At 42.0% G+C, this 12,887-nt stretch carries 13 protein-coding genes; 5 read left to right on the top strand and 8 right to left on the bottom strand.

From position 1 onward, the window contains the following. Nucleotides 1–5: 5 nt before the first annotated feature. The gene (locus MHH60_RS25975; protein ID WP_179088335.1) at nucleotides 6–155 is read right to left on the bottom strand and encodes a hypothetical protein; all 150 of its coding nucleotides are present in this window, start codon (nucleotides 153–155) and stop codon (nucleotides 6–8) included. A 157-nt stretch (nucleotides 156–312) separates the two neighbouring features. Between MHH60_RS25975 and MHH60_RS25970 the strand changes: the two genes are divergently transcribed. After that, the gene (locus tag MHH60_RS25970; RefSeq protein ID WP_076134043.1) at nucleotides 313–1,173 is read left to right on the top strand and encodes a CPBP family intramembrane glutamic endopeptidase; all 861 of its coding nucleotides are present in this window, start codon (nucleotides 313–315) and stop codon (nucleotides 1,171–1,173) included. An 84-nt stretch (nucleotides 1,174–1,257) separates the two neighbouring features. Here MHH60_RS25970 and MHH60_RS25965 read toward each other — a convergent pair whose 3' ends face one another. From MHH60_RS25965 to MHH60_RS25945, 5 genes are all read right to left on the bottom strand, one after another. Then, the gene (locus MHH60_RS25965) at nucleotides 1,258–2,175 is read right to left on the bottom strand and encodes a DUF5692 family protein (protein WP_076134042.1); all 918 of its coding nucleotides are present in this window, start codon (nucleotides 2,173–2,175) and stop codon (nucleotides 1,258–1,260) included. Between the two features lie 294 nt (nucleotides 2,176–2,469). Then, entirely contained in the window at nucleotides 2,470–3,732 is a 1,263-nt protein-coding gene (locus MHH60_RS25960; protein ID WP_081388893.1) for an FAD-dependent oxidoreductase, read from the bottom strand. Nucleotides 3,733–3,735: 3 nt separating this feature from the next. Next, nucleotides 3,736–4,773, bottom strand: coding sequence for a helix-turn-helix domain-containing protein (locus tag MHH60_RS25955; RefSeq protein WP_076134040.1), 1,038 nt, complete (start codon nucleotides 4,771–4,773; stop codon nucleotides 3,736–3,738). A gap of 80 nt (nucleotides 4,774–4,853) precedes the next feature. After that, nucleotides 4,854–5,600: a metallophosphoesterase family protein gene (locus MHH60_RS25950; RefSeq protein WP_306081843.1), complete on the bottom strand. Its 747-nt coding sequence runs from the start codon at nucleotides 5,598–5,600 to the stop codon at nucleotides 4,854–4,856. 68 nt (nucleotides 5,601–5,668) lie between these two features. Next, nucleotides 5,669–6,190: a MarR family winged helix-turn-helix transcriptional regulator gene (locus MHH60_RS25945; protein WP_076134039.1), complete on the bottom strand. Its 522-nt coding sequence runs from the start codon at nucleotides 6,188–6,190 to the stop codon at nucleotides 5,669–5,671. Nucleotides 6,191–6,407: 217 nt separating this feature from the next. On the opposite strand from MHH60_RS25945, the gene MHH60_RS25940 reads away from it, so the two are divergent. Then, nucleotides 6,408–8,039: an MDR family MFS transporter gene (locus MHH60_RS25940; RefSeq protein ID WP_081388892.1), complete on the top strand. Its 1,632-nt coding sequence runs from the start codon at nucleotides 6,408–6,410 to the stop codon at nucleotides 8,037–8,039. A gap of 73 nt (nucleotides 8,040–8,112) precedes the next feature. On the opposite strand, the gene MHH60_RS25935 is transcribed toward MHH60_RS25940, so the two are convergent. After that, on the bottom strand, nucleotides 8,113–8,580 hold the full coding sequence (locus MHH60_RS25935) for a MarR family winged helix-turn-helix transcriptional regulator (protein ID WP_076126284.1): 468 nt from the start codon (nucleotides 8,578–8,580) through the stop codon (nucleotides 8,113–8,115). A 145-nt stretch (nucleotides 8,581–8,725) separates the two neighbouring features. Between MHH60_RS25935 and MHH60_RS25930 the strand changes: the two genes are divergently transcribed. Then, nucleotides 8,726–10,225, top strand: coding sequence for an amidase (locus MHH60_RS25930; RefSeq protein WP_370511472.1), 1,500 nt, complete (start codon nucleotides 8,726–8,728; stop codon nucleotides 10,223–10,225). A 37-nt stretch (nucleotides 10,226–10,262) separates the two neighbouring features. On the opposite strand, the gene MHH60_RS25925 is transcribed toward MHH60_RS25930, so the two are convergent. Beyond that, on the bottom strand, nucleotides 10,263–10,856 hold the full coding sequence (locus tag MHH60_RS25925) for a TetR/AcrR family transcriptional regulator (RefSeq protein ID WP_076134036.1): 594 nt from the start codon (nucleotides 10,854–10,856) through the stop codon (nucleotides 10,263–10,265). A 165-nt stretch (nucleotides 10,857–11,021) separates the two neighbouring features. Between MHH60_RS25925 and MHH60_RS25920 the strand changes: the two genes are divergently transcribed. After that, entirely contained in the window at nucleotides 11,022–11,909 is an 888-nt protein-coding gene (locus tag MHH60_RS25920) for an ABC transporter ATP-binding protein (RefSeq protein WP_076134035.1), read from the top strand. After that, nucleotides 11,906–12,718, top strand: coding sequence for an ABC transporter permease subunit (locus MHH60_RS25915; protein WP_076134034.1), 813 nt, complete (start codon nucleotides 11,906–11,908; stop codon nucleotides 12,716–12,718). The genes MHH60_RS25920 and MHH60_RS25915 overlap by 4 nt, the downstream gene beginning before the upstream one ends. The last annotated feature ends 169 nt before the right edge of the window (nucleotides 12,719–12,887 follow it).

The raw sequence follows: 12,887 nt of genomic DNA, 5'->3' as shown, positions 1-12,887 counted from the left end.
TGATCTCACACTCCGAAATTAGCTTTCCACCGGCCTGTCTTCAAGGTTCTCACAGCCATTACGAAACGTTTCGTAAAGGAACCTTTTCTCTGATCAAGCCATCCTCCGGTGTACTTCATTTTCATCAACGATTTGTCCGATTTGCATTTTAACATTTCAAGTATAGCCAGTGCCCTTGCTTCTGTCAATCTGAGGATAGGCGAATGTGAAGAATAACACATGATTTTTGTAACAGTAAACTTGGCCTCAAAAAGGATATAGTGAAATCTAAGGTTAATTTGGAATATTTTGTATTCAGGAGGACTGCCGTTGATGCTTCACTCCAAGGAGTTCAACCCATTATCGATTTTTGAAGCAAAGCCTACACACTACCTTTTTATAGCGAGCCTCATTTTTATGCATATTATCTTTACTCTTGCGGTTAATCTCATCCTTTTTGAGCATGGATATTTAAGTTTTATTGCCAAAAACACAAACCACTGGATCAATGAAACGTTAGCTGCCAATCTAGTTGGGCTTCTCTTAGAAGTAATTATTTTTTTGATTCTGATAGCTAAAGTTTCGCCCCGGGATTTTGGGTTAAAAATAGAAAAATTACGAGCCGGACTGCTGGGTACCTTTCTGTTTTGGCTCGCTATAAATATAGTAGATTTGTGTATGGTACACCTGAATCACTCAAAGCTAACACTTAACAATGCTATCTTCAGCCATTCAAATTTAGTTTCCGGTGAAATTCTAGGTCAAATCTTCGGAAATGCTTTATTGGAAGAAATCTTATTTCGCGGCTTCCTGCTCGTTCAAATCTATCTATACTTAAAAAAAATCAACAATAAAACTACACGGATGATCTCTGCAATGCTGATTTCACAATCGATCTTTGCCGCCATACATATCCCAAACCGGATTTACTCAGGATTAGTTGGAATGGAGTTTGTTTATGATTTTATCATGCTTCTAATTCTAGGCATTATATTCGCTCTACTCTATATCTTAACCCGAAATTTATTTTTCGTGATCGGCGTTCACTCATTAATGAATATTCAGATAGTGTTTTGGAACAGCAATTTCACGTATACGGCAACTTTATTATGTGTCTTATTACTGACCTGTCTTTTGCTTTGTATAAAAAGGAAAACATTTCGTGCGCAGCAGCGGGCGGATATGGGGCACTGATAATTAGAACTTTAATTATTCACAAAAAGAAGTTCCACCCTTTAAGCAGGAGGAACCTCTAGCACTATTACTATAATGTCTCTATTAATTCGCACCCTCTGCAATAGCTTTATAAGCAGCTAAATCAGTATAAACTTCCTCTTTAAGCGGATTGCGTTTATGCTTGATGATTTTATAGAAATGATAACCAAACACTGCAATATTAGCAGCTAAAGATAATGCACTTACTATCCACAGAGCGGTTTCACTATGAGAGGATTGTACAGAGAACTTTGACTCGCCAACAAACGCCGGGAACGACATCGTAAACATCATCCAAATCGCCAAAGTCTGTGCACGATGCTGCAGCCATGCCCCTTTTTTAAAGAAGAACGCCGGGATGGTACAAGAGATCAACAATGCTGCACCTGCATAGAAGGAATGATCAGAAACTGCATTATATACATAGGCAAAGTTCCAAATGTCATAAGCAATGATCCAGAACCAAAGCTGGTCAGGCCACAACATATCTTTACTCTTATCTTTACTGATCACAATACCCATCCAACCAGAAATCGTAATAATGTTCAGAATACCTGCGATCCCGTTCATAATGTTCCAAGGACCACCTACCATCATTACGCCATCCACCATACCTTGCAAGCTGTACACTTGGAAATCACGAATAACTGCTTCAAGAATGTTAACTGCAAGGATAATAGCCGGGAACATTAATATATATTTATTTTTGTCCCATCCTTTAACATAACGGATAGCCATAAACCCTATACATCCTGCCAAAGCAGAATATACTTTTACCCAGTGAAACCATGTTCCAGTACTGGAGCCTTCGCCTGCCGTATTCGGCCAGACCGCTATGGTAAGAACAATAGGGACAACTATAAACAGAATGATTGAGAACCACTTGCTCTTCCGTGCGATTTCATTTACAAACATTAATCCTGCTAGTACTACTAACCACATTAGCGCAGAGTACCAGGGAATCGATTCAAATAAAAACATGTTTTACTCCTCCTTGTAGTTTGGTGTATATAATCTGTGTCTCAGGTCCAATATAGTACATCCCTCTTTGAACGATCAAATCGCTTAAAACGTTGATTTATCAGTGTTTTTTTAGTTTCATTTCAAGTTGAGTTTACACAACTAGAGCACTAGAATCCGCCAAACTTTCTACCTTTCTTCTGAGTAATCTATTAGAATACATGCCTACAGAACTATATACTGCAAACCTAACTTGAATGTAAAAAAACCTTGTCGACAAATTTCTTTGTGGACAAGGTTCCTCTTTAATGTTATTCAAAAGAATCGTTCAACCAAGTGTTTCGCGTATATAATACAATTCTCAAGTGTAGGGAAGTTCATGATTTCTCCAGCTAAATAGATATTGTTTTTCCCCTGCATCTGATCAACCCGTTCATAAAACCCCTCATGTAGCGCACTAGAATCCACATGTGGGAAATGCCTCCAACGCTTCATCATATACAGTCGAATGCTCTCTCCGCCCAGCTCGCGAAGTTTATTTTCTACCGTCTCTCGCATTTCCAGATCAGTCATAGCTTCATTCTCTGCTACATAAACCGTAACTAGATCCGTAGTTCCCATATCTGCCCACCGATAGTACCATGCCATCATATGCCCTTTACGTTCAGGGTACATATTCCGGGGGATATAGCCAGAAAGCTCCGGCAACCCCTTCACTCTATACGCATATACCCTAAACCATTCATACGTTATATTCGCTAATAAGGTTTTGTCCTCACTTGACAGGCTAACTGTATCGCCCATTTGCTCTAAAGCTGCTGTATAAATGACCTTGTCAAAATAAAAGATGTCCTGACTCGTCTCTACTCGAACCTGCCCATCTTGCTCTTGCTCCATAAAAAGCACTTCACATGTCAGGCGTAGATCGTTTACTTGGTCGGCCATTCGTCCAATCAGCTCAGTAACACCCTTAGGCCAGGTTATCATATGAGTAATTTCAATAAACGACAACAGATTATCATAGCTTAGAAATTTCAACACATATGCAGCGGGCACATTATGGATACTACCAAATCCAAAAGTATTAAAATAATGCATGTAGACCTGCTCAAGGACAGACAGCTTATTCTCTACACACCACTGTGAAAATGGCTGACATAAATCTGGTGGTAAATGGAGAAAACCCGGTTCTTGGAGAGACTCATAGCGTTTTAGAATATCCGGCAGTCGTTTGAATTCCTGTGTAAACGCCTCTATCTGCTCCATGGGAATCTGTGAAGTTTTTCTCCCATTATTATCAAAAAATCCACGTTCTAACAAGGGTCCCCTATCCATCAGATCAAAATCTCTCATTAAATCCATCGTATGTTTATAGGTAGGCAGGCCGATTAGCGTCCCCATTTCATAACTTTTTCCTTTGTACTCAATAGAATGACACTTTCCTCCTACTCTATCCGACTTCTCCATGAGGGTAATGTTGGTATATCCTTTTTTCGCTAATTCGTAAGCAGCCGTAACCCCAGAAATCCCTGCACCGATGATTCCAATTCGGTCTTTATTCTTCGTGTTTGTCATCATCCGTTATCTCCTTGTAAATAACCATAATGGCAAAGTTTCTCGTTGTCCCGTATAGGCAAGTGCGACATCCGATGGTATTTTACCTTGATTAGGTCCGTCTGTAATTTGCCTGTTGAAGTTGTAGGTTCTCAAGTATTCATGTAAGCGCTTTTCTAAAATTTCAAAAGACTCTATCGTATCATCTGCCCAAGCCTGCTGGTAGAATTCTTTGCTCAACACCGCCGCAAATTGCTGCAAGGGCTGAAATATCTCTGTTTGGTCTACCGTTATAGCTACTTGATTAATATTGTTCTTATGTAAAAATTCACTATATTTATGTTTTCCTCTGTCCCAGTTCGTAATGAATTCACGGCTTTTGTTCGTAACCAGATTATCGATATGAAAATCTAGTGTCTTCATCAATGGGAGAACTTTCAGATGCATAAAATCTATAAAATGAATGGTAGATTTCCGATTGTATAGCTTAACTAGACCTAGTCTGGAGTAGGCATCATAAATTACATATTGATATACCTTTCCGACCCTCGGGAAAACTCCCAAATAGCTAATACTCTGCTGACACATATACCCGGGATGAGCATTTATCGGATTCTTCATCTTATAATCTAATATTTTCCGTTTCTCTTTAAATCCTTTAGTGTGAGTGGATTGTGCGCCATTCCTCTTCTTTGCTTTGATTTGATTGGCGTAAGCTTCACGTTCTATTCGTTTATTTAGTCCGTTTCGACGTAGTACATTATAAATACCGGATTCCCCTATTTGCATCCCTTCATCTTGCAATTCATAAAAGATGCGTTTAGGCCCATCCTCAGGAAATCTGGCGACGTACTCCAAGATCAATCTTTCCGTTCTCTTATCTACTTTATTAGGCATTACCGGCTTTCTTTTCTTCTCCCCAAGTCCATCCATCCCATGTTGTTGATAAGCTTTAGACCACTTATAATAGATCGTCCGGGAAATGCCAAACTCCTTACAGGTTTCGCTCACATTCTTGCTGATGGCCCCTTGCATGAGGATATGATATTTGCTGTTAGCATTCACCTATTTGCACCCCTCCTATCTTTATTTTATACATAGTTAACGTTTAATTCATTACTATTCTTAAAAAAATGGGAGAACGCTCAAAGCGTCTCGCCATTCCGAACAAAGTGCGTTATGTATTTCCCTGCGGAAATCTCCAAGCAATTTAGTCGTTGGCCATATGCACAGCCGCCATCTATGCCAATTTTATCTCCCAGTGGACTAAACCAGATTTCTTCCGAATCATGCAAATCCATCGTCGAAGTATGACCGAAAACAACCGTTTTGTTAGTGCTAACTACCGGATTCTTATAAAAGGGTTCTCTAATCCAGATAAAATCATAAGGGTCCTGCTGTTTCCAATTCTCTATTAATGGATTAATGCCTGCATGAACAAAAATATGTTCTTCCGTCTCATGATAAAGCGGCAATGTGCTTAGAAAGTCAATATGATGTCTATAGTCCCGCCTAATTTTTTCTTTTAGCTGCATATAATCCTTCCAGCCAAAATCCTTCTGTAAACCTTCGTAGCCCGCCTCCCAATAACTCATCAGTGTATGAAATCCGCCGTTAGTTAGCCAATGGGTATCCAATTTATCATCTTCACTGGTGAGCGCATCGCAAGCCATTTTATCGTGATTTCCTTTGAGAACTATAGCTCCACATTCTTGCTGCAGAGTCATCACTTGCTCCACAATTCCTTTACTGTCCAGACCTCTATCCACATAATCTCCCATTAAAATAAGCTTATCCTCCGCTGGGCGATAATTCACTTTTGATAACAGGGCATTGAATTCTACATAACTTCCGTGAAGGTCACTAATTGCTAATATTCTGATGATAATCACTCCTTGCTCTAAGATGCAAAAAAAGATGTTCCCGCTGGTCTGCAGGAATATCTTTTGATGTTGGCTTTCTATACTGAATCTATAACTAATGGCTCCTCATCCGACTGTGGAAAAAAATGACGGCTTCTGACCTCATGCACCGCTTCTTGAAAACGATCGCACAAAAAGATCAGCTGGTCGATCTCTTCCTTACCGACCTTTTGCGTGATTTCACTCAAAATGCCGGAATAGGATGCCATCTGCCTGCTATAAATCTGCTCTCCAAGCTCACTCAGACAGATATATACGACCCGACGATCTGTATCGGATGTTGTACGCACTACATAACCTTTCTCCTCCAAAGTATTTGCCATTTGCGTGGCAGTAGGTCTACTTATCTGGAGCAGGTCACTTAATTTAGAAATCATAACTCCCCGGTGCTGCTTGTCACCTTCAGCCGCTTTCTTTTGCTTCATTACAGTGTGAATGACGTACATCATAACAAACTCTCTATACGATACTACATCAATCGAGTAGGGGCGAGCAGTCAGACGCTTTATATTTTCAAGGGCTATGATAAGCTTCTGCTCTTGATTGTCATGGGTATCCATAGGGCACCTCCAATATACCTCAATCTAATTAGATTACTTACCTATTCCCAAAAAATCAAGTCAAATTCAAATTCTCTTTAAATTAAAATTTAATAATTAACCTGTTGTGCTAATTGATGAATTTGTGTATTATACATAAATGATAGTTTGGCTACCTAATTATCACGACATGAATTCCCAAACTACAATATATAGAAGTTAAAGGAGAGGAACTGCTCTGGAGCATCTCACTCAGAAAAAGAAAGTTACAATTATGATTGCTTTAATGGCGGCTATGTTTTTCGCAGCAATCAACCAGACGATTGTGGGCACAGCAATGCCCCGAATTATTGCGATGCTTGGAGGCATTGAACATTATACCTGGGTAATTACCATCTACATGCTCACCTCAACCATCGCCACCGTACTTGTCGGTAAATTATCCGATATTTACGGAAGAAAGCCCTTCCTGTTATCAGGGATTGTCATTTTTATTATAGGTGCTTTCCTATCCGGATTGTCGACCAACATTTTTCAAATGATCACTTATCGCGGGATACAAGGTCTAGGCGGCGGGATTCTAATGTCGGCTACCGTAACCGCTGTAGGTGATTTGTTCGCTCCAAGAGAGAGAGCCAAGTGGACTGGAATTATGATGGCGATATTTGGTTTCTCCAGCGTAATTGGTCCTACCCTTGGCGGATTCATGGTAGATCACATGGCTTGGAAATGGATCTTCTGGATCTTCTTACCTTTCGGTATCGTGGCCTTCTTTATGATTTTGAAAATGTTCCCTAAAACAACGCGTTCTACATCTGAGTCCATCGACTACTTAGGCTCCATTTTCCTTTCCCTGACCATCGTTGCGCTCCTGCTGGGCTTTTCTTGGGCGGGAACAAAATATGACTGGGGTTCTCCGGAGATTCTCGGCTTGTTTGGGGCTTCCATTCTGGGTCTGATTATCCTGATTCTGATTGAACGTAAAGCTAAAAGCCCAGTATTGCCATTATCCTTATTTAAAAATTCCATCGTATCCATCTCTATGATTGTCGGCTTCCTGATGAATGCCGGTATGATGGGCGCAATGATCTACCTGCCTTTCTTCGTGCAAGGGGTAGAGGGCGTCTCCCCAACTAAATCTGGTTTCATCAATATGCCAATGTCACTTACTATGATTGTACTAAGTACTTTAGTGGGAAGATGGATCTCCAAAACAGGAAAATATAAACGTTATGCTCTAATGGGGATGCCATTCATGGTTGTAGCTATGATACTAATGGCCTTTATGAGTAACATTGCTACTGCTGTAGTCAGCATGATTATCTTCGGGGTTGGGTTAGGACTATCGATGCCTGTATTTACACTAACCGTACAAAATGCTGTAGCACCTTCAATGCTAGGTGTTGCTACTGCTACAAATACTTTATTCCGTAATTTAGGTGGAACCATAGGTATTGCCATCATGGGTACCATTATGAACTCCTCATTAACGAAAAAATTAGAGGCAGCGGTGTCCTCTGGCAAAGGTCCGGATTTATCCAAACTTGATCCTGAATCCGCTAAACAGCTTTCTGCCTTTATGAATCCTCAAATGCTGCTAGATCAGCCTAAGCTTAAAGAATTGCATGCAACACTGCCAGAGCAAATCCAGCCGCTCTTCAATCAATTGATTGAGATGCTGCGGAACGCACTGAGCGATTCCCTGACAGTTGTGTTCTTAAGTGGTACGGCACTGTTAGTTATCGCAGCACTTCTCGTTCTGTTCCTTAAAGAGATTCCATTACGTAGTGGAGAGAAAAAAATGGAGGCACACGCAGAGGATAAAAACGGGAGTAAAAAACTCGAAAAATCTGTGCCTGCTGCACATTAATTACAAATAAACTTACATTAGAGATGTCCGTAAACAGCTTAGGCTGTGCGGCATCTCTTTTTTATAAGAAGGGCTAGGATTCGTTGGGTTGATCGTTCAATTCTTCGAAGTAAACATAGACTCCGTTTAACAGCTCCATTAACGTATCCGTCTGTTCTTTGCCCATGTAATCGATCATACCTTTAAAGGTATTCCGGGATTTCGTTACAGCCATCTCAGCTAGATGCTCCCCTTTTTCCGTAAGCGTAATTTCACTAACTCGGCGATCCTGTGCATCAGAAGTACGCACCACATATCCTTGTGCAATCAGACTATTGAGCATTTGGGTAACCGTAGGAGAGGTGACTTTCAGAAACTTGCTAATCTCCGAAACCGTCTGTCCCTTCTTCCCTTCCCGTTCTTTACCAAGCTTTAAAGAAACCAACATCCGGACCTCACTTGGCTTCAAGCCCCAAATCGTGGTTTTACGCCAATTCATTCTAGCGAATTGTTGGAAAGCCTCCATTAATCCATCCACATTCTGATATTTCTCTTCGTTCATCAGTACACCCCATAAAATCATTTAACACTAAGTATAGCCTAATATGACGTAAAAAAGAATTGATAGATGTCAGATTACCCATTTTCAAAAAATAACTAATGGGATGTATAATATAATAATCATCCTAAATTGAAAGTGGGTATCTATTTTGTCCTTTTCTTACTCTACCTATGACGCTCTAGGACTTGCTTCACTTGTCAAAGCACGTGAAATTTCACCTCGTGAGCTGGTCGAAGCCGCCTTCGCTCGGTTAGATGAGGTCAATCCAGTCATAAATGCGGTGGTGCGCACCCGTCGTGAAGCTGCTCTTAGAGAAGCCGACGAGATGCCTGTTCAGGATAACACTCGGCCGTTTGCTGGCGTTCCATTTTTATTAAAAGATATTTCCCAATCTATCGCTGGCGAGCCCATCACTTGTGGGGCTATGCTGATGAAGAACAATGTCGCACGGTGGGATTCAAATTATGTTGCACGGATTAGGAAAGCCGGCTTTATTCCACTTGGACATACGAATACACCCGAGTTCGGCTTAAAGAACATTACAGAGAATGTCCTCCATGGCCCTGCTCGTAATCCTTGGAATCTCGAATATTCTCCTGGAGGTTCAAGTGGCGGAGCCGCGGCGGCTGTAGCTTCTGGTATCGTTCCAGTAGCGGGAGCCAGTGATGGTGGTGGCTCCATCCGTATTCCCGCCTCATTCACAGGCCTATTCGGACTTAAACCCACGCGCGGGCGCACACCAGTAGGACCCGGAGCCGGCCGTCAATGGCAAGGGGCTTCTATTGATTTTGCCTTAACCCGGTCCGTCCGCGATAGCGCTGCTATGTTAGATCTGCTGCAGGTTGTGCAGCCGGAAGCCGCCTTCCAGACCCCGTTATATCCGGGCGTATATCTGGATGATCTGTTAAAGCCTACGCAACGTAAACTACGAATTGGATTTACGACTGCTTCCCCAGTAGGTACGTCTGTCTCTGAAGAGGCCGTAAATGCTGTACTCAAAACCGTGAAATGGCTCGAAACTGAAGGACATGCGGTTGAAGAGATAGAGAGTCCTGTGAATGGCACAAGACTGATGGAGAACTACTATACGATGAATGCCGGAGAGGTAGCAGCCATGTTCGTCTCCCTGGAGAGAAATATGGGACGTTCCATAACTGCTGACGATGTCGATATCATTACGTGGGTCCTTGGTGAGACCGGAAAAAATGTTTCAGCGGCCGAATTCGTACATAGTCTGGATGAATGGGACGTTGCAGCCGCCCAAATGGCGGAACTGTTTAATCATTACGACTTATATATAACCCCTACGAATGCAAACTCTGCTCCCAAAATTGGTGAATTAACGCATAAACCTGCAGAGATAGCAAAGCTGCTGCACGTAAACGAATTGCCAAAAGAAGAACAGAGCCGCTTAATTTACGAGATGTTTGAGCCAAGCCTAACCTATACACCGTTCACCCAGCTCGCAAATCTGACAGGCCAGCCAGCAATGAGTGTGCCCGTCCATAAGTCAGCAACTGGCCTGCCGTTAGGCGTTCAAGTCATGGCGAACAAAGGCCGTGAAGATTTGCTGCTTCAGCTTGCTGCCCAGCTTGAACAATCCGCTCTTTGGGTCGGCATGATTGGAAATCCGCTGTTCACCTGATCAATTAAGGGAGATGCTCTCGCAGCTCAAGCTCCCCTTACTCTTTCCCGCAAATGCCATAGAAGAAAATATGGATGGCTTCCTCGATGAAGGCATCCATATCTTCCTGTCTGCTAGCTTCGTCTAGAAGTTCACCCGCATTACGCATATACATTCCCATTAGTGAAAGTATCCCTTTGGTGGATACTTTATTTGAGATTTCTCCCCGCGCTTTCCCATCCTCGACCATCTTCACCAGCACCGGTAAAATGTCATTTGCATATCGTTCCTCAATATAATGGAACATTTCTTGATCCTCAACCATAAGCTCTTTCACAGTTGCGGGAGATAAACCGCTGTAAGTTTCCCTTTCCATGGTTAGAATGTAACCAATAATCTCCTTTAGAGAATGCTCTTGATAAATATAATCTTCAAATTCCTGAATTTCCTTCTGAACAAAGTCCTTAAAAGACTCACTAAGCAGCGCTTCCTTACTGCCAAAATAATTATAAATCGTCACCTGAGAGACCCCTGCTTCTTTCGCAATATCAGCGATCCGTAGACGTTTCGGTTCCCAGTTCTTAAGCATCTCCATGGTAGTTTTCATAATTTTGAGTTTAATCTGTGCTGCTCTCTTCTCAAATCCATTCATAGCTTCCACCCTAACTTCGTTATTAAGTATGTATATTCAAATTTAATGAAATATTTCATTTCAATTATTTCATAATTATATTGACTTCATTAACCACTAGGAATAATATAACATATGAAATATTCATTTCATATTAGTTCATTATTTCGCGGCGGGGGTGGCGGCATGCTGGTTGTAGAAGGCTTAACTAAACGATTTTCGAATGGCAAAGGAATCGAAGATGTAACATTTACCGTAAATAAAGGCGAGGTTTTTGGATTTCTAGGTCCTAACGGTGCGGGTAAATCGACGACCATACGGCATATCATGGGTTTTATGAAACCAGATCAAGGGCATGCGAGTATCCATGGGCTTGATGTATGGAAGGCACAAGGGACAGTCCAGAAGCATATCGGCTACTTACCCGGTGAAATCAACTTTTTTGATGGGATGACGGGCCTTTCTTTCCTTAAATTCATATCAGCCATGCAGGGCATCAAAAATACTACCAAACGCGAGCAACTGATTGAACGTTTTCAATTTGATGCCACCACTCCGATCCGAAAAATGTCAAAGGGAATGAAGCAAAAGGTCGGAATCGTCGCTGCTTTTATGCACAATCCTGAAGTTATTATTCTGGATGAACCCACCTCGGGACTCGACCCGCTTATGCAAAAAGTATTTATTGATCTGGTACTGGAGGAAAAATCAGCCGGAACCACCTTTCTCATGTCCTCACACAGCTTTCAGGAAATTGAACGCACCTGTGACCGCGCCGCAATTATTAAAGACGGACGGATTATCACCGTAAAAAATATTCATGAACTGCAATCGATGCAACGGAAGCTGTTTGAGGTCATTTTTGCGAATAGTGAAGATGCAGTGAATTTTGCCGCCTCCGGCCTACAAGTGGAAGCTCATGAGGGAAATAGGGTCCGCATAGCTGTGCAGGGCAATTATGACCGATTCATCCGCGAAACTGGAAAATACAATGTCCGCAGCATCGACGTATTCACGCAGAATCTGGAGGACATCTTCATGGACTATTATGACCGCGAGGGGGCAGTGCAATGAATCTTCCGCTCTATAAGGAAATGATGCGAGTGAACCTGAAAGGCATATTGAACTACGCCTTTGGTTCTGCCTTCTATATTCTGTTTATGATCTGGCTTTATCCTGGGATTGCGGGGAGTACACAAGCAATTGATGACCTTATTAAGGCGATGCCAGAGGGTGTGGGTAAAGCCTTTGGATTAAATAGCGGATTTACCAGTGCTGAAGCTTTTATCTCCGGAGAATATTATGGACTTATACTAGTTCTGATTCTTTCCATAGTTTGTGTGCAAATGTCAACGCAGCTTATGGCTCGACTCGTGGATCGCGGTTCCATGGCTTATCTGCTCATAGCCCCAACTACACGGAGAAAAGTCGCTACCACGCAGGCACTTGTTCTCACTACAGCATTACTCTTAATTATGGGTGTAACTACCCTCGCCGGATTATTAGGTAAAGCATGGTTCCTTGGCAGTGAATATGACTTTAACAGTGGTCGCTTCGCTCAGCTGAATACCGTGGCGTTTTTATTGTTTTTTGCGGTAGGCGGCCTTACCTTTCTCGTGTCCTCTGTATGTAATGACGAGAAAAAAGCACTCGGAATTTCCGGCGCCATCGCCTTCGGATTTTTCACTCTGGATCTACTCGGTAAAATAAGCGACAAACTTGAAGGACTGCGTTTCCTAACCTTATTCTCCTTCTATCAACCCGGGGAAATCGTTCAGGGCAACGTGGAAATTATTCAGGTCTCCAGTTGGCTGCTGTTGATCGGAGTGTTCACCTTTTCCTTGGGAGTAGAGCTGTTCAGAAGACGGGATCTTCCATTATAAGAGTACCTCATTTGATCAACTTGCTTTTACGCATTCCCAAAGAAACTATCGGACACCGTTGACCTTAAATGCAACTTTAGCACAAATTTGCGTACCTAACGGACCCTAAAGTCGTTATTGGCTTGAAGAACAGCAAAAATGAACCTTTTCTAAAGGAATAGCTGCACTG

Origin of the sequence: Paenibacillus sp. FSL H7-0716 (genome assembly GCF_038002705.1) — a bacterium.
In the GTDB taxonomy this organism is placed as follows: Bacteria; Bacillota; Bacilli; order Paenibacillales; family Paenibacillaceae; genus Paenibacillus_AQ; species Paenibacillus_AQ odorifer.
Note: the sequence above shows the minus strand (reverse complement) of the source record. Positions and strands in the feature narration are given on the sequence as shown.